This is a genomic window from Bradyrhizobium valentinum (assembly GCF_001440405.1).
GTDB lineage: Bacteria > Pseudomonadota > Alphaproteobacteria > Rhizobiales > Xanthobacteraceae > Bradyrhizobium > Bradyrhizobium valentinum.
This window is the reverse complement of sequence record NZ_LLXX01000165.1, coordinates 1-19,811: the sequence shown is the minus strand read 5'-3', so window position 1 is coordinate 19,811 and position 19,811 is coordinate 1. Positions and strand designations below refer to the sequence as shown.

Here is a 19,811-nt window from a genome sequence, read left to right as displayed (position 1 = left end):
GATCTCGGTCAACAGCGCCTTGTGCTGCAGCCTGTTGAGATAGCCGCTCTTGGGATAGCCGCGGGCGGCCTGCCAGCGCGTGATTACGGCGCGGGTCGGGGCGTCGAATTGGCCGGTAACCTTGGTATCGAAACCGAGTCCGTTGAGACGGCGCTGCACGTCGCGGCGCTGGCCCTTGTCGAGGCCGATCTGGTCTTCGGTGGTCTGGTTCGCTTCATCCTTGAAGGTCGCGGGATCAATGCCCGTGCTCAGGTTGCGGGTTGCGTTAACGTCCTTGGCGCCGCTCTCAAGCGACGCAATCCGCGACAATGCCAGCGATCGGAACTGACCGTTGGGGTAATTGGTCAGATAGGCATTGAGCTCTTCCGGCTTGTTGGAGTCCTTGATCGAGCGCCAGAACTCCAGTTCGACGTCCGACGCCTTTGAAGCGCCGGCCGCCGGCGCCGCAGCCGCCACGGCTCCGGGCGCGGGCGCGCCGTTCAGATAGACCGTGCCGATCAGGTTGGTGTGACCCCAGGGCAATTGTCCCTTGTTGGTCTCCTCGTTGACCTGGGCGCGGACCTTGGTCATCGCCTGCTGAATCTCGATGCCGGGCTGGGTGAGATTAGCGAGCAGGGCGCGCGTAAACGGACTGTTGTTGCCTTCCTGGCCGTCGAGCGCAGTCTGGCCCGGGCCGGTCGCGAACGCGATCAGCGTGCCTTCGCCGGATTTCATTTCGGCCAGGCCGGTCTGCACGTTGACGCTGCGGGTCGCCGCGTTCGACTTGATCTTGGCCGCGAACGGATTGTCGCGGCAGGCGTCGAGGAACACCAGCTTGACCTTGGCGTCGCCCATGGTCTGCTCGAGCGTGAGGTCGATATTGATCGCGGCGCCGAGCTTGACGTCCATTTCGGATTTGATGTCGGCATCGATCGGCAACAGATAGTTGGTGCCGGAGATGGCAATGCCGTGACCGGCGTAGAAGAACAGCGCGACGTCGGCGCCTTGCGCCTTCTTGCCGAAGTCGAGCAGCCGCTCGGTCATCTTGTCGCGTGTTAGATTGGAGCCTTCGACCACCTCGAATCCGACATTGCGCAAGGTCGCGGCCATCGCCTTCGCGTCGACCGACGGGTTCGGCAGCGGCGCGACATTCTTGTAGGCGCCATTACCGACGACGAAGGCAACGCGCTTTTCGGCACTGGCGGCGCCGGCCGTAAAGACCATGCAAATGACGGACAAAATGAGGGTTGGGTAACGCATAGGAATCCCCCTGCAGAATCGACAAAAAGGCTTTGGCTGTAACGCTGGCTGGACATTACAAAGAATCGCCTGCTTCACACCACAAAAAAGCAGGGCGAACAACCAAATCCGGAGCCATCCGTTACCTTTGCGACACGCGACTTAGCGTGATCTAGATCACAGCCCGGCAAATAAAATTAGTTTTGGGCGCGCGCAGGCGCCGGATTCGGTTTCAGGTTCAACAGATTGCTGGTGAGGATCAGCGCGGCACCGAGCACGGTGAACAGATCCAGCCGTTCCGAGTAGATCAGCCAACCGGCGGCGGCGGTCAGGGGCACCCGCAGAAAATCCATCGGAATCACCACGGTGGCATCCGCATGCAGCAGCGCGCGCGCCATGCAGTAATGGGAGAACGTGCCGCAAAACGCGATCACCACGACCCAGCCCCAAAGATAGGTTGGCGGCCACGTCCAGACGTAGAGTGCTGGGAGCAAACCAGCCGCCGATTGCACCACCAGCATCCAGAACAGGATCGCGAGCGTCTGCTCGGTCCGGGTGAGCGACTTGACCATCGCGACCGAAACTCCGAACCCGACTGCGGCCGCCAGCGCGATCAACTGCCCAGGATTCACCTCGCTGGTGGCGGGACGAACGATCACGACGACGCCGACTACCCCGAGCACGATCGCTGCGATCTTCCAGAAGGTCATGCGCTCGCCGAGAAACGTTGCGGCCAGGATTGCAGTCCAGATCGGCATGGTGAATTCGATGGCTACCACCTGGCCGATCGGGATCAGCGTCAGCGCCACGAACCAGCCGAGCTGTGCGCCGTAGTGAATGAGGTTGCGCGCAACGTGCTGCGGCAGTCGCGTCGTCTTCATCGCGCCAAACCCGCCCTTGGCGCGGACCAGCGGATACAGCATCAGGAAGCCGAGGATCGAGCGCATCTCCATGAGCTGGAATACGTTGATCTCGCGCGCCGCCTCGCGCCCGGCGATCGCGATGATCAGCATCAGGGTGAGCCAGCCGGCCATCCACAGCGCGGCCAGGGTTATGGAGGGGGTGCGGTCCATTCGGGAAAAGCGAGGGTTGGGGCAGGCCGGTATCGGCGAGCGCGCCATGATTTGCAACGCGCAAATGCGCCGGGGCAGCGATGCGCCGGGTCGTAATTTCACTGTGGGAGCGGCCGCCGGTTCGATGCTAAGAGCGACGGACTTTGAGCGTCATTCCGGGATGGTCCGAAGGACCAGACCCGGAATCTCGAGATTCCGGATCGCCGCTGCGCGACGTCCGGAATGACCGACTTGAGGAGGAACCTGCGCATGCGTATCTTGCAACCGGCCGAATGGTCGAAACCCCGCGGCTTCTCGCACGGTGTCGAGGTCGACGGCCCCGGCAAATGGATCGTGCTGGCCGGCCAGACCGGCGGCGACGAGAAGGGCGATTATGCCCCTAACATGGCCGCTCAGGTCGGCACGGCGCTGAAGCGCATCGTCAAGCTGCTTGGGGAAGCCGGGGCCGGCCCTGAGCACATCGTGCGCCTGACCTGGTACCTGACCAGCCGCAGCGAATATGAAGCCGCGGGTGCAGGCATCGGTGCGGCCTGGAAGGAAACACTCGGGCGCAATTTCCCGCCATCGACGCTGCTCTATATCGAAGGGCTGGTCGACTACCGGGCGAAAGTCGAAATCGAAGTTACCGCCTTTGTGCCCAAGGCCTGACAAGGCCCTAACCAGACATCGCAAGCGACAGGCGCTGTCCGCTTCGACGCACGCGCCGGAAAAGACAAAAGGATATCGTGAGCCAATGACCACTCGATCGACCTCTGCAGATTTCGTGACTGCCTTCGCAACCGGCTGGCCCGAGCACCAGCCCGACATCATGGTGCTGTCGCTGACCACACAACGGGGCGTGCAGGATTTTGCGTTCAACAAGGAGCAGGCTTTGTTGATCGCCAAGACGATCAAGGAGACCGCCGCGAAACTCGCGAAACCGAAGACGAGTTGAGCCAAGCCCCGAAGCTGTCATCGCCCGCGAAAGCGGGCGATCCAGTATCTAGAGACGCCAGCGATTGAACCGAGAAGCTGCGGCGTACTGGATACCCGCCTTCGCGGGTATGACGACTGGGACGTATTACTTCGACAGCGAGATATTGGCAGCCCGGAACTGGCTGTCCGCTTTCATGGCGATGTGCTGCTTGTTGCCGGTGGTCTTCAGCGCGATGCTGGCGGCAAAGCCCGCTGCCTGGGCGACCACCTGGAAGCTGCCGCTGGCGCCGCGGCCCTGGATGCTGCCGCCGATATTGCGGCTGCTCTCGATCCAGGTACCGGTAACCTCGCCGCTTTGAGCAACGACCGCCGCTTGCAGGTTGAACCTGTAGGCGTCGCTGGCGCAGGTGAGGGCCATCTCCATGCTGGGCCCGTTCACCTTGTAGGTGGAGCGGCAGCGGATCCGCTCGCTCGATCCGTCGTCCAGCGTGACAGTACCCGGACCGGACCAGGTGCCGGCCATGCCCGCGAAGGCACTGGATTGGCCGTAGCTTGTGGAGGCGGCGCCGGCCGCCAAAAAAAACGCGACGGCTGCAAATGTCAGCCGCCGCGCTTTGGCGAAGAATTCTGAAGTCTGGCTTGCCTTACTGACGGGAAGCTTCCCATCGACCGCTGCATGCGACACCAGCTGAAGCCCCATTCCATTTCCCCGATCCGGAGTTGCCACTGAGTTGACCGTTCGCATATGCACCGTTGATCGAGACTCGCACAAGTCCCCCGCTGCCGACGCTGCCGGAAACCGGACCGCCCGAAATCTTGCCGCCGGTGACATTTACGGTGGAGGTAGTCTGCGCATCGCAACTGCCCGTTTTTGTGACAACAGTAACCTGCCAAAGGCCGTCATAGGGCGACTGGGCGGAGGCCGGAGCGTTGGCAACAAGTGTCGCGGCCGAGGCAAGAAACGAAACAAACAACAGGTTGCGGATGCGGTTGGGACGCATGGATCAATTCCTCGAAATGTGTGTGATGACGCGCCTTATCTGGTCACAATGTGTCCAAACTTAGGTGCGCCGCAGCACTGTGGAAAGTTCCCAAAATCTCAAACACATCAAGGTGAATCTGGTTCCGGGCACGGAACGAAAAAATTCGCCTTTTCGCCCGATTCGGACGTGTTTCGCGGTATCTAGGTAGGGGTCAATGCTTGGCGTCGGAAAGGCTTGGCGCTTGGGTGGCGAACTCCTCTTCCTGCGGTGTGGCTGGGAGGTTGTTGTGGGTCTTGGCGTGAAAGATGACGTCAGTAAGCAGTTTCTGGCCGAGCGGGGCCAGCGCGCGCTCCCAAAGCTCGCGCGCGGTCTCTCCTTTCCTGACGAACACCCACTCCTGCGCGGCGATGGCGCCGGCGTCCATGCGGTCAGCGAGGTGGTAGATGGTGCCGCCCGCGATCGGATCGCCTTCCTTGATGGTCCATTCCACGGCGGCGAGGCCGCGATGCCGTGGCAAGAGCGAGGGGTGATAGCCGATGCCGCCGAGTTTGGCGGTAGCCAGTGCTTCCCGGGTGACGCGGGCATGGCTATGGGCGGTCACGATCAGGTCGGTATTGGGCGCGATTTCCGATGCGACCACGCGTTTCGGATGGGCTTGCACGACGACATCGATCCCGGCGGCCCGCGCGGTGGCGGCAAGCCGGTCTTCGCCATCGTGGACGACAACGCGGACGATATCGACCCCGTGTTGGCGCAGCGTGTTGAATGTCGTTACGCCGAAATGGCGGGAACCGACCAGGGTGATCCGCATGTATTCTGTCCGTCGTTGTTCAGGCCGGTATGCCGATAGCACACCATGGCGGCCTGTTTCGACGCTGGACCTGGGCCTTGCGGGTTATCAACAGGGCGGGCCGGGTGGCTAATCCTTGATGGCGCAAAGGGCGGGGGCGGTGGGCCCGGCCAGCGTGAGTGGCGTCACATCGCCAACGAACGACGCGGCGCTACGGTTCGGGCCAGATGAGCAACCAGGGACCGCCAGCATGACACGCTTTCTGATCTTTGCCGCCGTCGCGCCGCCGCTTGGCTTCGTCGTCGCGTTCTGGGTGATGCTGCAGATTGCCAATTGGCTTGCGGGCGGCCCGACCACGTTCGATGTCGCCCAAATCATGATGCTGCCGACGATCTATCTGGTCGGGTTGATCCCGGCGCTGCTGGCCGCGTGGTTTGACCATGCGCTGGCAAAGCACAATGCCTCGCACCGCATCGCGCTTACCGCGATGTTCGGCTATGCGATCTGCTACCTGCCGCTGGCAGTAGTGTTCTGGATGGGCTCCGCCCACGGGCCGGATGTCCTGCTGTTCGGCCTCGTCGGCGCCGTGCCGTCAGCGGTGTGTTCGTGGCTGGCGGCGGAGCGGCAAGCGCCGGCCGGCGCCTGATCTTGTTCCGTCACCATGACAAAATTCGCAGCTCCGGCCTGGAATAGGCCGGGATCGGTGGCTGGACTGGCCCGGACTGTTGTTCGGCCACCATTTGCAACCGGGCGCGCAGGTCGGCGCTGCACTGCTTCATCTGATTGCGCAACTCGCGGCGGGAGAAGGCGGTGAGGGAGGGATCGCCGAGCTGATGCCAGGCAGCGCGCAGCCATTGCTGCAGGGCGCGGATATCGGAATCGAGCATCTCAGGCTGGTTCATGCCGCCGGAATCTCAAAACGTGATCGCGCCATGAATAAGCCTGATTCTCTTGCCGAAGCCTACTCCGTCGCGAGACGGACAGCGCCAAAAACAGTCCGCCCGGAAGCGAGGGAACGCGCGCGCAGCCTGATCGTTGGATGCAGTGCCTCCTGGAGAGACCTCGATGTCCTGCAATCCGGCGCTTGTTCTCTTCGTGGTGCTCGGCCTGATCGCCCCCACAACAAGCGCATTCGCACAACTGACGCCGCCAGCGGGCTCGGCCGGCGCCGGCAATTCGTCGATATCAGGCGTGCCGTTCGGTCCGGCCAATCCCCGCGCGCTCTCCGATCCCAGCGGCATCGGTAATGCCGCGGCAATCCCGCCGCTCAGCCCCAACCGTGCGCCCCCGCCGACCTCGTACGGCGCGGTCGATACGCCGTCGCCGCGTGCACGCGTTGCGACACCCTATGCAGGTGCCTCGCAACGGATCATCGGCCCGCGTCACCGCCCGCGAAAGCCGCCGGTCCGGCCGCGGGGACGCCCGGAGGTGAGTAGGTTCACGGGGATCTGCCGCGGGTGTTAGCGATCAAAATTAAAGCCCGCTCACGGGCCACCGATCCGGGGGGAACGACCGGCTTCGATTGGCAGGGCCCGACAAGAGACCGCCTACGTCTGACGAATGCCACTGAGGCACCGCCCCTTCGCCCTCTCAGGCAAGGTTTCGTTGGAACGCCGCTGGTCGCGCGAGCCTAGCCGGTGCGGTAGGCGTCCAGCGCATGGGCGATGAAGATGCCGGCGCTGACCAGGGCGAGGATAGTTGCTGAGAGTTCGATCATTGTCCGGCCTCCCGCTCACCCATTGCAGCGAGGAACCTGCCGCGTGACTGGTTCCAAATGAGATCGAAGAAGAATTGCATGTTGGCCATCCCTGTTTTGTTAACAACCAGTTAGGCAGCCCTTTGTTTCAGGACGTTTTCGTCGGCTCCCAAAAATGGTTTCGTGCGGGCGTTTGACCGGAACTGAATGATGACAATTTCGCGACCGGCGCGCATGCTTTTGGGACACCAGCGGAGTGATTCGATCATGCTGGAAGCAATCATACTGTTGCTGGGCGTGAGCACGTGCGCCCTGATCCTCATTGCCTTCTGGGGGCTTGACCTGCTCGGGATGCGCCGTCGCAGAGGATAGGGTGGTTGTGGTTCAACGCGGATCGTTGCCAGGAAGGCACCGGTACGTGGTGGTCACTCGTGCCTGAGGCGCGGGTCATCGCTGATGTCCTGGGCGGAACGGCGTTGTCATGCCGGATGAGCGGCTCGGTCCGGCTGCACCTTCGGCGAACTTCGCGGCGCTGGCGTTCAGCGCGTATTGGCCTGTGCGCCGACTAGCCGACTTCCCGTCAGCCGCAGGCAGAGGCCGGTCACCAGGTGGTCACCGCTCTCGCCTCGGCTTTAGGCTCGTCGCGCTGGCTGGCGTCAGTGCCAATGGCGGCGGTGATGACGATGGCCCCGGTAGTGACGTTGTTCGGCTCGCCGCCAACCATAGCTCGTGTAGGGGTTTCCGGGCCCGTAGTTCTGGCAATTTGCGTTCGGATAGAACTGGGCGCACCGGCCGGGATTAGGAATTACGTGCTGCGCCGACGCCGGGCCGGCAGGTGCTGATAGGAATAACAAGGCTACAGCGCCGAGTAAGATCGTTGATCTCGTCATCGCAGTCTCATTTGTTTCTTTGCGACTTTAACGGCGATTGATCGTAAGCGTTCCTAACCCCTTGACGCTCGGGGACTCGATCAGATTGCGCGTGGCTCGCCTCAATCTGTGTAGCCGCTGACCATGGTGCCGTAATGCCAGAAAGCCAACACCAGGCCGGCTCCGCATAGAAGCCAGAACACAATTTCCCAGTTGATTGGCACCTTCCGCATGATCCTCTCCGGGATCAGCGTCATTTGATTGCCCGCCACCTTGCCTCAACCTTTGATTTGGATCAATCGCCTTACATCCGCGCAGGTAGCGCGCCTGGCTCCTCGGAGCCGATGCGTCACCGAAACTTAATGCGTTCCTATTTTAATGAACGCGTTTTATCACCCAACGGATATTGCGATCGCCCGGCCGGTTGCCGGGCTTTTCGTTGAGTTATGCGCAGGCTCAAACAGCGCTCGGGATTGGCGCCGCGGTGGCCACAGACTTGGCCGGCATCTGATGCGATCTTTATAAATCGTTAATCTCGGATTGCTACGCATGGTTCAATCGCGGAAACCCGCCCAAGCCCCCGCGAGAGTACGAAACCCGCCGATCTCAACCCGGCGGGTTTCTGCATGACGCGCAATTCTGCCAAGAATCACACCCAGCTTGAATAAACCATTCCAGGGGAAATCCGCGGTTTGGTGAGGCCCGACGTATGTCGTCCGGCAACGTCGTGCGCCGGGCCTCTTGCTTATCGCGTCCGCTGCAGGGCGCCGCCCGCCTGTCACGCCTGTTTGCTCGTCCCCGAGGCGTCCTGCGAGGCGCGGAGTGCGCGGCTCGACCGAGGCCTGCTGACCCAAACGGTCCTGGGTGGCGGATTTCCGCTGTCGGGGTGAGGCAGAGCCGTAGTTGCTAAGCGCTGCGTCGCGTTACCTTGTGCCAATAGTTTGCGTTCCCAAGCGAGCGCATGGCGGACGATCAGGGAAAGATCATCCCATTGAGGCCGCCAGCCTAGCAGATTGCGCATCCGTTCGGCTGACGCCACGATCTCCGCCGGATCGCCAGGCCGGCGGGCGGCAAGTTCGACGGGAAAGTCGTTTCCGGATTCGTGCCGCATGGCCTCGATCACCTGCAAGACCGAATAGCCGCGGCCGTAGCCGCAGTTTAGCGTCAGGGACTCTCCACCACCGCGCAGGTATGAAAGCGCGTGATAATGGGCGTTCACGAGGTCGCTCACGTGGATATAGTCGCGAACGCAGGTCCCGTCAGGCGTGGGGTAATCGATGCCGAAAACCTGCATCTTCTCTCGCAGACCCACGGCGGTTTCCGCTGCAACCTTGATAAGATGCGTTGCCCCTCGCGTTGCCTGTCCAGTGCGCAGAGCAGGATCGGCGCCTGCTACGTTGAAATACCTCAAGATGACATAGCGCAGGCCATGGGCGCGTGCAGCATCACGCAGCATTGTTTCGGCCATGAATTTGGATGAGCCGTAAGGTGATACAGGCGCAATGGGGGTCTCTTCCGTGACAGGATTTGCCGGCGGATTCCCGTACACCGCAGCGGTCGACGACAGAATGAAACGCCGCACTCCACTCCTGATTGCGATCTCGAGCAGGCTTCGGGTATTTGCGGTGTTGTTGCGATAATATCGAAGCGGTTCGGCAACCGACTCCGGCACGACGACAGAACCCGCAAAATGAATGATCTCCGAAATCCCATACTTCGCGATCAGGTGCGCAACTCGCCGCTGATCCCCGATGTCCTCAACGAAAACCGAAACGCCGGATGGTACGGCCCATTCGAAGCCGGACGAAAAATCATCGATCACGATGGGCAGTTCGCCACGATCAGCGAGTTCGTGCACCATGTGGCTCCCAATGTACCCGGCACCTCCGGTGATAAGGATCGCCATTGCTATCGCCTTAGTTAGGAGACCCGAAACGCGGAACAAAGTTCCCTTCAGCCGGGTTATGAAAGCCCATGAACAACACTTGAGGTGCGCTGGGGGTTCGTTCTCGATTAAGCGATTTAGCTGGATGTCGCCTGATGTGATGCAGGCGGTGGTGTCGGCCGATGGATGGCAGATCCGTCTGAGTCTCGATCCGCCGCGTGAAACTCCTCGTGCTGCCGCTCGATCGCGTTGGTGGTAGTAGCGATGTGGCGATCCCGCCGCGCGAATTCCCACCACATTTCCGGACGGCACCAGTGCGTTGTCATGCAACCGTTGAGGACAATGCATGGCGCTTGAACAGGTGGATGACGACGGCTCTGGGTTTGCGAGGCCGAAACTCGGCCTCGCATTTGCTGCTCGCGATGCCGAGACGTTGCTCGTGCTCCTTGTGCTGAGCGTGGCCTTGGTCATCGGGCTTGCGACCGCCGCGGATTACGGGCTGTCGACCGACGAATTCAACACCGACGATTACGGCCCCAAGGCGCTTGCCTGGTACACGAGCGCCTTTGCGGACCGATCTCAGTTCGAGACGGTCGAAGAGTATCTGTGGATGTATGGACCGTGGTTTCAGATGCTCGTCGCGGCCGTGCAGCAGCTTGAGCTCGCGAGCTCGATCACGGTCCGGCACGTCATGACCTTCCTGTTCGGCCTCGCTGGGCTCGCCGCCGTCGTGCCGATGGCACGGCTCACGGTCGGGTACTGGGCTGGGTTGACGGCGCTAACCCTGTGCCTGCTGACCGGCTACCTGTACGGCAACCTGTTCTTTGCCCCCATCGACGTGCCGTTCCTGTTCGCCATGAGCTGGTCGACGCTCTTGATCGTCCTGATGGTGCGGCAGGATGTGCCGAGCTGGCCTCTGACCCTGGCGACGGGCCTTGCCACTGGCCTCGCCATTGGGACGCGCACCGGCGGGGTGATCACGCACGCCTACCTCGTCGGTGGCATGAGCCTGTGCGCGCTCGAGGCGCTGCTGCGCCATGGCCGCGCGGGTTATGGCCAAGTGCGCCAGATCGCCCTGCATACGTTGCTCGTCATTCTCGTCGCCTGGCTGACGGCGATCGCGCTCTGGCCGTGGTTGCAGATTGGACATCCGCTCACACAATTCCTCGAGGCCTATCGGCACTTTGCTCCGCTCGACACCTCGTTCGAATTCCAGAACTGGGGCCGGCGCACGTTCACCGATAAATTGCCCGCCTGGTACATCCCTGGACAGCTCGCGGCGCGTTTGCCCGAGGGCTTTTTGGCGTTGCTGTTGCTCGGCATGGCGGTCTGGATCGGTGCTGCGGGGTCGTGGACGCGCGCCGCCCTCGGCGCCCTGCGTCGGTCCGGCATCGTGGGACTGCGACCGGTCGCGGCCGAGCTCGCACGATCGCGCGCGGTGCTGGTCGTCAGTGTGGCGGCGTTCGGGCCCATCGGGGTGCTCATCCTGCAGGGCTCGACGCTCTATGACGGTGTCCGCCACGTATTGTTCGTGATCCCAATGCTCGCCATCGTGGCCGCGCGCGGGCTGATGAGCCTCTTGCCGTTCTTGCGACGCCTCCCGATTGTATCAGCGGCCCTCGGGGTCGCGCACGCGGCCGTCATCGTGGTGACGCTCGTCATCCTGCATCCGCTCGAATATATCGCGATGAACAGTCTGGCAGGCGGCGTCGCCGGCGCTTACGGCCGATTCGATCTCGACTATTGGGGCATGGCGGCGCCCGAGGCGCTGCGCCGCCTCGAGGGTCGAATTGACGCCGAAGGCCGGTTCGCGGGCGATCCGCCGCGCGTGCTGGTCTGCCTGGGCTGGCGCGAGCAACTGGCCGGCGTGATGTTCCGTCGCAACTGGATTGCCGAAACCGATCTGCAGAAGGCCGACTACCTGATCGCCACCGAGCGCTGGCCCTGTGCCAACGGCACGTCGGCCGTACTGGTTGATGAGGTCATACGATTTGGCCGCCCGTTCGCCCAGGTCTATGCCAATCGTCGCGAGCTCGGCGACTGACGCCAAATCCCGGCGCGACTTGGCAATGGCATCTACTTCTTCGCCTGCAATTCGATCGGGGGCGCCTCGGCCTTTCGGCCCAACATGACCGGGCGACGTTTTCGCGGCGGGTCCGCCTCACGCCGGCTCTCCTTGGCGCGATCGATCGCGACGGCGCGCGCCAGCCGCGTGATCATATCGAGCTGGAGCCGCAACTTGAGATGCAAGTTGAGCATGATGAGCAGGCTGATCACGACCCAGGTGTAGAGGATGAGGTCGGAGCCGCGGCCGATTCCCACGAAGGCCGCAAGGGCGGTGGCATGCTCCGGCACCCAGACGAAGTAGAGGCCGGCGAGCGCAGCGCCGCTCGCGAGCAGGCCGATGATCGGCACCGTCCGATGCGCCGACCAGGCGTAGACCAGGACCAACGCCAGAATGGCCGTCAGCAATAGCTGCGCGATCATCGGTAGAGCCTCCGCGCAAACAGATCGATCAGGATGGCCAGCGCATCGGTGATGCGTTGACCCTTGCCCAGCGAATAGGCGCTGTACTCGATGTTCACCGGCACCTCGACAAAGCGCAGGCGGCTCTGCGCGATCTGGTGCAGGATCTCGGACGCGTGCGCCATTCGGTTCTGTCGCAAGGAGATCGCGCGGGCGCCGCGCGCGGACATCGCCCGTAGGCCATTGTGGGTATCGGTGACCGGCAGTCCGGTGCTGGCGCGCGTGAACCAAATCGCGGCGCTGAGCAGGATGCGGCGCGACGCCGGCAGATTTGTCGTCGCGCCAGTGAGAAAGCGGCTGCCGAGCGCGAAATCGATTCCGGGCTGCTCGATCGCCGCGAGCAGTGCCGCGATGGCCACGGGGGAATGCTGGCCGTCGGCGTCGAACGTGACGAGCGCATCCGCACGCCGCTCAAGGGCATAGTCGATGCCGGTCTGCAGCGCGGCGCCCTGTCCGAGGTTGACCGGATGCCGGACGACGACCGCGCCTGCGAGCAACGCAACGTCGCCGGTCCGGTCACTGGAGCCGTCATCGACCACCACGACCGCGTATCCGGCGCGGCGAATGCCGGACACGACGCTGCCGACCACCGGCGCTTCATTGTACGCCGCGACAACGATCCAGGGATTGCGAATCCGGCCGGTCATGGCGGCGCCTTGCTCAAGACCACGCGCATCGCGTCAAACAGGTTTACCGGAATGGCGAACCGGTTGCCGGTCGGGCTGGCCGCGATCTTGTGGCCGAGCATGCGACCGACCTGGAAGGCGATCAGCGAGAACGGCACGAATTTCCAGGGATGATCGGCACTCTCGACGCGACAGCCGACCGATTGGGCCAGAGACGCGATGCTGGCGCGATTGAAGAACCACAGGTGCTGCGGGGGCGTCATCAGGCGCCAGTGCACGCCGGTCGACCGCGCCGCCAAGGAACCGAAGTCTCCGGTCGTCAGCACGATGATTCCGTCCGGCCGGAGATGGTTCGCGAGCAGCGCGAGGGCTTCCTGCGGGTCGGGCAGATGCTCGATGACGTCGAGGAGGACAATAACATCCAGGGCGCCAAGCGACTTGAGAGTCGCTTCGCTCAGCAGGCCGCAGATGACGTTCAAGCCGAGATCGCCGGCATGGGCAGCTGCCGACTCCGCCGGCTCGATGCCGCTCACCTCAAATCCCGCGCGGCGGGCTTCATCGAGAAAGAAGCCGTAGGCGCAACCGATCTCGAGCAGGCAGCCATGCGGCTTGCGGTGTTGGATGAACTCGACTGTGCGGGCGAACTCGCGCCGTAGCACGGGTTCGGCGCCGCGATAGTCGGCGTAGCCATCGGACTGACGGCCGGAAAAGTAGCCATCGTCATAATAAGCGAGGGGATCGAAGCTCGATGCCTCGGTGCGTCCCAGTCCACAGTCCCGGCATTGAAAGATGTCGCAACCGTTCTTGATGTAAAGAAACCGATGTGGCGTCGCCCGACCGCACGCGGGACACTTGAGCGTAAACGCAGTTCGGTCGTTTCGCGTCAGCACATGCGTCCCCACGGGAGCTTCTTCAGTGCGAAAAAACGCCTCCGATGCCGAACTGTTCCGCTTGGCGAACGGCCACGGGGTCGCAGGTTGCTTTGCTGTGTCTGGGCCTCGAATATTGACCCTTTTCGAAGTCCAACCGCGACCCGGCCAGAGTCTTATTTCGACCGGCTTGAGACTGCAGGAAAATTTCCGAGGCGCGTCAGCCTCTGCGAAAAGCGTGGCATGGGTCGAAAGCGAGATCGATGCGTATTTGGACAACTTGATCAGCAAACGCTCGCGCGCACTCGGCACACTCGGAAGTCAGACCGTCTAGTGTGCGGCTCGACGCGGCCGATCTCGACGACCATGACGCATGCTGGCATTTGCACGGTGAGGCGGTACGCCTTCAGCATCTTCCGTACAAATAGAGATTAGCCGCTTGCTATGGTTGCGATTTCTGCGGCGCGCGAGTTCATCCCGCATTCACGAAACAAAGTCAGCGCGGAACCGCAAGGGATCGGGAACATCCGGCAATTCGTTTTCGTTGTCGGCGTGGGCGATGCAGATATGTGAGGAGACGCCAATGACTAATCGCTTTTTGATTTCGGTCGCTGCCGCCGCCGTGATCGCCGGAACCGGTTTTGCAAATGCGCAGGGTACCGGAACGGGCCGCGACGCAGAGTCGCCAGGTACCACGAAGCAGCAGAGCGCGCCTTCCGATCGCGGTGGTGGTTCGCCGGGCGGCGCGATGCAACGCGATAACGGCGGCACGACAGGTATGAAGGGTGCGGAGTCCGAGAAGTCGACGGGCGGTGAAAAGAAACAGCGCGCCGAAGACAAAATGAACGGCGACAAGGGCATGAAGGCCGAGGGCAAGGAGGACCGCCCCGGCACGAAGGCCGACCAGAAGGGTCAGACGACGGGCCAGGGCACGATGCAGCGCGAGCAAGGCACTACCCAGCAGCGCGATCAGACCACGACCAAGGATCGCGACCAGACCGTGCCGCAGAAGGACCAGAAGGCCCAGGGCAAGGAAGACCGCATGCAGACTCAAACGCAGGGCGGAGCAGCGGGCGAGAGCACGACGACGGGCCAGGCTGGTGCCGCCGGGAAGCTCTCGACCGAGCAACGCACCCAGATCACCAGCGCGATCAAGGAGACCCGCGTTCAGCCGGTGACGAACGTGAACTTCTCGATTTCGGTCGGCACTAAGGTACCGCGCGACGTCACCTTCCACACGCTGCCGGAGCGAGTGGTGACGATCTATCCGGAGTGGCGCAGGTACAAGTACATCCTCGTCAAGGAGCAGATCGTGATCGTCGATCCGAACACCTACGAGATCGTGGCAGTTCTGGAAGCTTAACAGCGGGCTTTTCGCAAAATATCAGGGCGGGCAGAAATGCCCGCCTCGCCTGTATCGCTTGTAGCCGTCGCGCAGCCCTCAACGCTGGTCCTCAACATGACAGGTCTAGCAAACCTAGGGGGAGATACCGGGAAAACTTGGCATTCAGCAAATGGTTTCCGTCCTGGCTTGAATTTGCGGGTGCCCTAATTTGGACGGCACCCCAGACTGTTTCCCAGACTGTTTCGTTTTTGATCGTTGGCGTGTCGGCCACCGGACAGATAGACGAAACTGAGCGGATACGTCGCAATTTATAGGCCCAGAACTTGTTCGGAGAACCGTGCCATGAGGACGCGACAACGGAGCAAGCAGATGGCGACTTTTGAAGAGCGGCTAGCGAAAGAAGCACAGAAATCCAGAGACGCGGCCGAACAGCATCCCCCTGGCAGCATGGCCCGAGAACAGTTCTTGCGGTGAGCCCGGCAGGCCGAGACGGCATCGCACATCAACAAGTGGCTGACATCGCCGGGACTGCAACCCCCTCAGTCATTGGAAAACTTGTTCGCCAATCAGAAGGAGTAAGGCCGCCTCCGTTGGCGGCTGGCTGCGAGTTACCAAGAACGGCCCCAGCCTGGGGGCGTGGAGGTCTCGACCGCTGGGGCCGTCCTTGGCGCTACCGGGTAGGCTGCTCCGCATTCCGACCCAGCACGCCCGACAGTTAAATCTGTTTCAACCCCGGAGTCTGTCGGACGTCGGACAGACGGGGAATCGGGAACCGCCCTAGCATTCAGAGGTAAGCGCCTTGGGCGGGGGAAGCGTATGTCCAATTCGAAAGGCGGGCCCATTTGCCCGATTTGCCACCATTCTATGGCGCTGGAACTTCAACCCAGCGGCATGCCTCCGCGCACCTTTCGGTGCCTCAACTGTGAGCGGCCGGACCCGATAAAGTCGCCCGCAATTGCGAGCATCTTGAAGGCGCTGCAGCCGCCGAAATAGGGGCGCTCTCAGCACACAGTAGTTCACCGCAGCGCGGCGGCCGTCATTCTCGATGATCGATCTCGGGCGACCTGACCGAGATCGCGCATGTCGAACCATCGGGGCCGCAACACAGCTCGGATCGTTCCGAATGCGCTTGGAACTTTTCCTAGTTTTCCCGGTTTTCACGGCGCAGTTTTGAGCCAGTTTGTAGAGGCTCTTTTCCAGCTACAGACGACGATGGAGAATACTTTAGTCAGGCGAGACCAATTCAATATTTCTCCCCAGGGCATCGTGCATAAGCCGACCGATGCGGCATTTACGCCGGACCCTTCGGACCCATATTCCGGAATTGTGCGATTGGGCCAACTCGGTAGCAGCCCTCCTCATGGGGGTGGCTTTAACCCCGAGGACGTGCAGCGGATCATGCAGGAGCTCTGGGTCGATTACGTTGCTCGTAACCCTGAACTCTTCAAAGGCATTGGCGGGAAACCACGTTAGCGGCTCGACCCGCTGACGCGTCATGCTGCAACTTTGTCCTCTTTGTCCGCGCCGCGCGCCACGATCTTTAGCGCATCGTCGGCCAGCGGCGTTGCAGCGCCTCCGCCTCGTCCCACGGCGCGCATCCAGACATCGCACTCTTCATCCGTCGTCAGGATCGCCGGCATCGCCTTCGGATGGATCGGCTCCACGACCGCATTCGGCGCGGCCCACCAGCTTTTCAGCCGCGCACAGCAAATGGGAAGTGTTAGGGTCCTCGGGATAAGCCCGGCCGATTTCTGAAATTGCAGCCTGACGCCCGCAGTGGATTTGGAGAGGTATTTCGGAGGGAGAAAATGATCTAAGTTATTGATTTTCATGGTGAGCGCGGAGGGACTCGAACCCTCGACCCCATGATTAAAAGTCACGTGCTCTACCACCTGAGCTACGCGCTCACTCGCCGCGCTGTGTAGGGGTCGGGCCGTTGCGGGTCAATAGCGCCGGCGCGGCAAATTCGTGGTTCGCTTGGCCCCAATTCTCTTGGGATAACTATAGGTTAGTTCGGCGTCTTCAACTACCCGGTGGCAATCAATCCACGGCGGTTAATTCACCTCGCGGCGAATCTCCGAGGCGACCGGCTGGGACTGGCTGCTGACGGCCGGCAGGGTGACCGGGCGCAGCCCGATCAGTTCCGCGGTCCGCACCGCGCTGTTACGCCAGAAGGCGAAGGAGTTGGTGCGGGAGTTTTCCAGAAGCGCAATCGAGACCGCGGCCAGGAACGGCAGGCTTTGCAGCACCAGCACGCCGGCGAAGATGTAGATCTCGTGCACCTGCTTGTAGCCGTTCGTCACGATCAGCACGCCGGCGCCGATCAGGAGCAGCACGCCGATCACGGCTTCCCAGAATGCCTGGAATTCGATCGACATCCGCGACAGGCCGCCCTTGGAGGTCCGGGCGAAGGCGAGATGCTCGGTGATCAGGCCCTGGGCCACGGCGCGCGACACCGTCCATTGCACGCTCATCGCCGCGATCATGGCGCCCAACATCTGGCCGGCCTTCACATGCACGCGCAAGCGATACAGCGCCACGAAGTGCACCAGCGAGACGACGAAGGAGGCGATGATCGGCAGTGTCAGGATTTTATCGGGGATGGCGATGTCGGCGAAGGCGACGATCGGCACCCAGATCAGATTGAGAATCGCGACCACTACGCCGAGGCTCTCGGCGCCGAGCCAGTTCAGCCAGCCGAGCGAGAATTCGCGGCGCTGGTCCGGTGTCAGCCGGCTCGCGCCGGGCATGAAGCGCCGCCAGTGTTTCTTGACAATCTGGAAGCCGCCATAGGCCCAGCGGTGGCGCTGCTTCTTGAACGCTTCATAGGTGTCGGGCAGGAGGCCCTCGCCATAGCGGACATTGGTATAGTGCGTCAGCCAGCCCTGCTGCTGGATGGTCAGGCCGAGATCGGTGTCCTCGCAGATGGTGTCGCTGGACCAGCCGCCGGCCATGTCCATCGCGGAACGGCGGATCAGGCACATCGTGCCGTGCACGATGATTGAGTTGAACTCATTGCGCTGGACCATGCCGATGTCGAAGAACCCGGCATATTCGCCGTTCATGATGTAGTGCATCAGCGAACGGTCGCCGTCGCGATGCTCCTGCGGCGCCTGCACGAGGCCAACGCGTGGATCGGCGAACACCGGCACCAGATCCTTCAGCCAGTCCGGATGCACGACATAGTCCGCATCGATGATACCGATAATTTCGGCGTCCGCCGCAGTGCGCTCCATGGCAATGCGCAGCGCGCCGGCCTTGAAGCCCTGCACCTTCTCGGCGTTGATGAACTTGAAGCGCTCACCAAGCGCACGGCAGTGGTCCTGGATCGGCCGCCAGAATTCCGGATCGGGCGTGTTGTTGATGATGCAGACGCATTCGAAGTTCGGGTAGTCGAGCCGCGATACCGCATCGAGTGTCTGCTTCAGCATCTCGACCGGCTCGAAATAGGCGGGAATGTGGATCGAGACCTTCGGGAAGACGACGTTCTCGCCGATGGTGGCGGGCGCCAAGGGTGCGCTCTTGGTGATCAGCCGGCGCGGGCCGCGGCCGAAGGCGACCGCCGCGATTTCGTCGATCCGCGCCATCGCGATCAAAACCAGCGGAACCAGAAGGATCAGGCCGAGCGTCAGCGCAAAAGCCGAACCAAACACGAAATAATGCCCGGCCCAGTAGGCGAACACGGTGGAAGCCCAGGCGCCGACGCCGTTCGCGGCGGCCGAAAGCACCAGCGCCTGCACGATCGTCGGGCTCTCGATCCTCAGGATCGGCAGCGACATCAGGATGCCGACCAGAAGCGCGATCGCAGCCAGCTTCCAGTAGTTCTCGTTCACGATCGGGCCGGTCCACGCGAACTTCGGTTCGCGGGAAGCGTCGAGAATGCCCCAATAGGGTCCGACGCCGCCTTCGAAGAATTTCCAGGGCTGATCGATCGCCTCGACAATGTTGTAGTCGATGCCGATCGCTTCGGCGCGGGTGACGAAATTGCGCAACACCGAGGCCTGTTCGAAGGGGCCGGGGTCGGCGTTCCTCAAATTATACCCGGCGCTCGGCCAGCCGAACTCGGCAATCACGATCCGCTTGCCGGGAAACTGGTCGCGCAGCAGTTGGAACATCGCCACCGCCTGATCGACGGCCTGCTTTGAGGTGAAGTTTTCCCAATAGGGCAGCACGTGCGCGGCGATGAAATCGACGGAGGATGCGAGCTCCGGATTGTCGCGCCAGATGTTCCAGATTTCGCCTGTCGTCACCGGGACGTTGACGGACTTCTTGACCTGCTTGATCAGCTCGATCAGGTCGTCGATCTTCTGCTCGCCGCGGAAAATCGTTTCGTTGCCGACGACGATGCCGTTGACGTTGCTGTTGCGCTTGGCAAGGTTGATCGCCGCCTCGATCTCGCGCTTGTTGCGATCGGCATTCTTGTCGATCCAGGCGCCGACGGTGACCTTCAGGCCGAACTCGGCGGCGATTGGCGGGACCAGTTCGACACCACCGGTCGAGGAGTAGAGACGGATCGCGCGCGTGATCGTCGACAGTTTCTTCAGGTCGGCGCGGATTTTCTCGACCTGCGGAATATTGTCGACGTCGGGATGCGCAGCGCCCTCGAACGGCGCATAGGAGACGCTTGGCAGAATGCCCCTGAAATCAGGGGCCGCCTGCTTGTCCTGAAACAGGCCCCACAGCCCGGCGTGAGCTGCGGTCACAAACAGCAGAACGGCAACGACGGCACGCATCGGGAGCTAAACCATACGGGGCTGCAATTTATGGAAAGCGAACCTGTCCCCTAGGTTCGACCGACACGGCGGCATTATTAGGATAGTCCTGCCCTGCGATTTCACAACTGGTATGACGCCGTGACTTTTTTAAGGACAGCGCTTTAAGGGCGCGACCAATCCAAACGCTGGATAGGTACGATCGTTCCGCTGAACGTATCCTGAATAAGGGGCGTCTATTTCGCGGGCGGGGCAGGCGCGGCGCCGGGGGCCGGCGAGGGCGAAGCGGCCGGCGCAGGCGTCG

19 protein-coding genes, 1 tRNA gene and 1 pseudogene are annotated in these 19,811 nt (G+C 62.2%); 7 read left to right on the top strand and 14 right to left on the bottom strand.

Annotated features, from left to right (window positions below):
- Together CP49_RS29440 and CP49_RS29435 are read right to left on the bottom strand one after the other, a co-directional pair.
- A partial coding sequence (locus CP49_RS29440; protein ID WP_063791799.1) for a caspase family protein occupies positions 1-1,239 on the bottom strand: 1,239 nt, incomplete at its 3' end.
- A 176-nt stretch (positions 1,240-1,415) separates the two neighbouring features.
- The gene (locus tag CP49_RS29435; RefSeq protein ID WP_057853640.1) at positions 1,416-2,291 is read right to left on the bottom strand and encodes a DMT family transporter; all 876 of its coding nucleotides are present in this window, start codon (positions 2,289-2,291) and stop codon (positions 1,416-1,418) included.
- A gap of 249 nt (positions 2,292-2,540) precedes the next feature.
- On the opposite strand from CP49_RS29435, the gene CP49_RS29430 reads away from it, so the two are divergent.
- A complete protein-coding gene (locus tag CP49_RS29430; RefSeq protein WP_057853666.1) occupies positions 2,541-2,939 on the top strand; it encodes a RidA family protein in 399 nt (132 codons plus the stop codon).
- 85 nt (positions 2,940-3,024) lie between these two features.
- The gene (locus CP49_RS29425; protein ID WP_057853639.1) at positions 3,025-3,225 is read left to right on the top strand and encodes a hypothetical protein; all 201 of its coding nucleotides are present in this window, start codon (positions 3,025-3,027) and stop codon (positions 3,223-3,225) included.
- Between the two features lie 126 nt (positions 3,226-3,351).
- Here the strand turns inward: CP49_RS29425 and CP49_RS29420 are convergent, their stop codons facing one another.
- The 3 genes from CP49_RS29420 to CP49_RS29415 form a co-directional block, all read right to left on the bottom strand.
- The gene (locus tag CP49_RS29420; RefSeq protein ID WP_057853638.1) at positions 3,352-3,906 is read right to left on the bottom strand and encodes a hypothetical protein; all 555 of its coding nucleotides are present in this window, start codon (positions 3,904-3,906) and stop codon (positions 3,352-3,354) included.
- Positions 3,851-4,207 carry a hypothetical protein gene (locus CP49_RS43545; protein WP_082646305.1) on the bottom strand — a complete coding sequence of 119 codons (357 nt, stop codon included), beginning with the start codon at positions 4,205-4,207 and terminating at the stop codon, positions 3,851-3,853. The genes CP49_RS29420 and CP49_RS43545 overlap by 56 nt, the downstream gene beginning before the upstream one ends.
- Positions 4,208-4,400: 193 nt before the next feature.
- On the bottom strand, positions 4,401-5,000 hold the full coding sequence (locus CP49_RS29415; RefSeq protein WP_057853637.1) for a formyltransferase family protein: 600 nt from the start codon (positions 4,998-5,000) through the stop codon (positions 4,401-4,403).
- A gap of 229 nt (positions 5,001-5,229) precedes the next feature.
- Here CP49_RS29415 and CP49_RS29410 point away from each other — a divergent pair, with 229 nt between their 5' ends.
- The gene (locus CP49_RS29410; protein WP_057853636.1) at positions 5,230-5,625 is read left to right on the top strand and encodes a DUF5413 family protein; all 396 of its coding nucleotides are present in this window, start codon (positions 5,230-5,232) and stop codon (positions 5,623-5,625) included.
- A gap of 10 nt (positions 5,626-5,635) precedes the next feature.
- Here the strand turns inward: CP49_RS29410 and CP49_RS29405 are convergent, their stop codons facing one another.
- Positions 5,636-5,866, bottom strand: coding sequence for a hypothetical protein (locus CP49_RS29405; RefSeq protein WP_156438731.1), 231 nt, complete (start codon positions 5,864-5,866; stop codon positions 5,636-5,638).
- 178 nt (positions 5,867-6,044) lie between these two features.
- Between CP49_RS29405 and CP49_RS29400 the strand changes: the two genes are divergently transcribed.
- Positions 6,045-6,443: a hypothetical protein gene (locus tag CP49_RS29400; protein WP_057853634.1), complete on the top strand. Its 399-nt coding sequence runs from the start codon at positions 6,045-6,047 to the stop codon at positions 6,441-6,443.
- A 1,223-nt stretch (positions 6,444-7,666) separates the two neighbouring features.
- Here CP49_RS29400 and CP49_RS48750 read toward each other — a convergent pair.
- Together CP49_RS48750 and galE are read right to left on the bottom strand one after the other, a co-directional pair.
- A complete protein-coding gene (locus tag CP49_RS48750; protein WP_276326860.1) occupies positions 7,667-7,801 on the bottom strand; it encodes a hypothetical protein in 135 nt (44 codons plus the stop codon).
- Positions 7,802-8,439: 638 nt separating this feature from the next.
- A pseudogene (gene galE / locus CP49_RS29395) lies at positions 8,440-9,450 on the bottom strand (UDP-glucose 4-epimerase GalE); the annotation flags it as partial.
- Positions 9,451-9,775: 325 nt separating this feature from the next.
- Here galE and CP49_RS29390 point away from each other — a divergent pair.
- Positions 9,776-11,473, top strand: coding sequence for a hypothetical protein (locus CP49_RS29390; RefSeq protein ID WP_057853633.1), 1,698 nt, complete (start codon positions 9,776-9,778; stop codon positions 11,471-11,473).
- Between the two features lie 32 nt (positions 11,474-11,505).
- Here CP49_RS29390 and CP49_RS29385 read toward each other — a convergent pair whose 3' ends face one another.
- The 3 genes from CP49_RS29385 to CP49_RS29375 are packed head-to-tail and all read right to left on the bottom strand — an operon-like array spanning position 11,506 to position 13,240.
- Positions 11,506-11,916, bottom strand: coding sequence for a DUF2304 domain-containing protein (locus CP49_RS29385; RefSeq protein ID WP_057853632.1), 411 nt, complete (start codon positions 11,914-11,916; stop codon positions 11,506-11,508).
- The gene (locus tag CP49_RS29380; protein ID WP_057853631.1) at positions 11,913-12,602 is read right to left on the bottom strand and encodes a glycosyltransferase family 2 protein; all 690 of its coding nucleotides are present in this window, start codon (positions 12,600-12,602) and stop codon (positions 11,913-11,915) included. The genes CP49_RS29385 and CP49_RS29380 overlap by 4 nt, the downstream gene beginning before the upstream one ends.
- Complete coding sequence (locus CP49_RS29375; RefSeq protein ID WP_245310929.1) at positions 12,599-13,240, bottom strand: class I SAM-dependent methyltransferase; 642 nt, start codon at positions 13,238-13,240, stop codon at positions 12,599-12,601. Before CP49_RS29375 ends, CP49_RS29380 begins: the two co-directional genes overlap by 4 nt.
- A 793-nt stretch (positions 13,241-14,033) precedes the next feature.
- Between CP49_RS29375 and CP49_RS29370 the strand changes: the two genes are divergently transcribed.
- Both CP49_RS29370 and CP49_RS45335 read left to right on the top strand, forming a co-directional pair.
- Positions 14,034-14,813, top strand: a complete 780-nt coding sequence (locus CP49_RS29370) for a DUF1236 domain-containing protein (RefSeq protein WP_057853629.1) — start codon at positions 14,034-14,036, stop codon at positions 14,811-14,813.
- A 1,062-nt stretch (positions 14,814-15,875) separates the two neighbouring features.
- On the top strand, positions 15,876-16,268 hold the full coding sequence (locus tag CP49_RS45335; RefSeq protein ID WP_156438730.1) for a hypothetical protein: 393 nt from the start codon (positions 15,876-15,878) through the stop codon (positions 16,266-16,268).
- Positions 16,269-16,288: 20 nt separating this feature from the next.
- Here the strand turns inward: CP49_RS45335 and CP49_RS45330 are convergent, their stop codons facing one another.
- The 3 genes from CP49_RS45330 to CP49_RS29350 form a co-directional block, all read right to left on the bottom strand.
- Entirely contained in the window at positions 16,289-16,627 is a 339-nt protein-coding gene (locus CP49_RS45330) for a hypothetical protein (RefSeq protein WP_156438729.1), read from the bottom strand.
- A tRNA-Lys gene (locus CP49_RS29355) sits at positions 16,627-16,702 on the bottom strand. The genes CP49_RS45330 and CP49_RS29355 overlap by 1 nt, the downstream gene beginning before the upstream one ends.
- Before the next feature lie 147 nt (positions 16,703-16,849).
- Positions 16,850-19,528, bottom strand: a complete 2,679-nt coding sequence (locus CP49_RS29350; RefSeq protein ID WP_057853627.1) for a glycosyltransferase — start codon at positions 19,526-19,528, stop codon at positions 16,850-16,852.
- Between the last annotated feature and the right edge of the window lie 283 nt (positions 19,529-19,811).

What these genes read in the sequence shown, in the direction of transcription:
- CP49_RS45330 (WP_156438729.1), bottom strand. Translation starts at nt 16,627, where the DNA reads ATGAAAATCAATAACTTAGATCATTTTCTCCCTCCGAAATACCTCTCC.
- CP49_RS29410 (WP_057853636.1), top strand. Translation starts at nt 5,230, where the DNA reads ATGACACGCTTTCTGATCTTTGCCGCCGTCGCGCCGCCGCTTGGCTTC.
- CP49_RS29370 (WP_057853629.1), top strand. Translation starts at nt 14,034, where the DNA reads ATGACTAATCGCTTTTTGATTTCGGTCGCTGCCGCCGCCGTGATCGCC.
- CP49_RS29390 (WP_057853633.1), top strand. Translation starts at nt 9,776, where the DNA reads ATGGCGCTTGAACAGGTGGATGACGACGGCTCTGGGTTTGCGAGGCCG.
- CP49_RS29435 (WP_057853640.1), bottom strand. Translation starts at nt 2,291, where the DNA reads ATGGACCGCACCCCCTCCATAACCCTGGCCGCGCTGTGGATGGCCGGC.
- CP49_RS29385 (WP_057853632.1), bottom strand. Translation starts at nt 11,916, where the DNA reads ATGATCGCGCAGCTATTGCTGACGGCCATTCTGGCGTTGGTCCTGGTC.
- CP49_RS48750 (WP_276326860.1), bottom strand. Translation starts at nt 7,801, where the DNA reads ATGACGCTGATCCCGGAGAGGATCATGCGGAAGGTGCCAATCAACTGG.
- CP49_RS29400 (WP_057853634.1), top strand. Translation starts at nt 6,045, where the DNA reads ATGTCCTGCAATCCGGCGCTTGTTCTCTTCGTGGTGCTCGGCCTGATC.
- CP49_RS29405 (WP_156438731.1), bottom strand. Translation starts at nt 5,866, where the DNA reads ATGCTCGATTCCGATATCCGCGCCCTGCAGCAATGGCTGCGCGCTGCC.
- CP49_RS29420 (WP_057853638.1), bottom strand. Translation starts at nt 3,906, where the DNA reads ATGGGGCTTCAGCTGGTGTCGCATGCAGCGGTCGATGGGAAGCTTCCC.
- CP49_RS43545 (WP_082646305.1), bottom strand. Translation starts at nt 4,207, where the DNA reads ATGCGTCCCAACCGCATCCGCAACCTGTTGTTTGTTTCGTTTCTTGCC.
- CP49_RS29430 (WP_057853666.1), top strand. Translation starts at nt 2,541, where the DNA reads ATGCGTATCTTGCAACCGGCCGAATGGTCGAAACCCCGCGGCTTCTCG.
- CP49_RS29415 (WP_057853637.1), bottom strand. Translation starts at nt 5,000, where the DNA reads ATGCGGATCACCCTGGTCGGTTCCCGCCATTTCGGCGTAACGACATTC.
- CP49_RS29425 (WP_057853639.1), top strand. Translation starts at nt 3,025, where the DNA reads ATGACCACTCGATCGACCTCTGCAGATTTCGTGACTGCCTTCGCAACC.
- CP49_RS29350 (WP_057853627.1), bottom strand. Translation starts at nt 19,528, where the DNA reads ATGCGTGCCGTCGTTGCCGTTCTGCTGTTTGTGACCGCAGCTCACGCC.
- CP49_RS45335 (WP_156438730.1), top strand. Translation starts at nt 15,876, where the DNA reads ATGTCGAACCATCGGGGCCGCAACACAGCTCGGATCGTTCCGAATGCG.
- CP49_RS29380 (WP_057853631.1), bottom strand. Translation starts at nt 12,602, where the DNA reads ATGACCGGCCGGATTCGCAATCCCTGGATCGTTGTCGCGGCGTACAAT.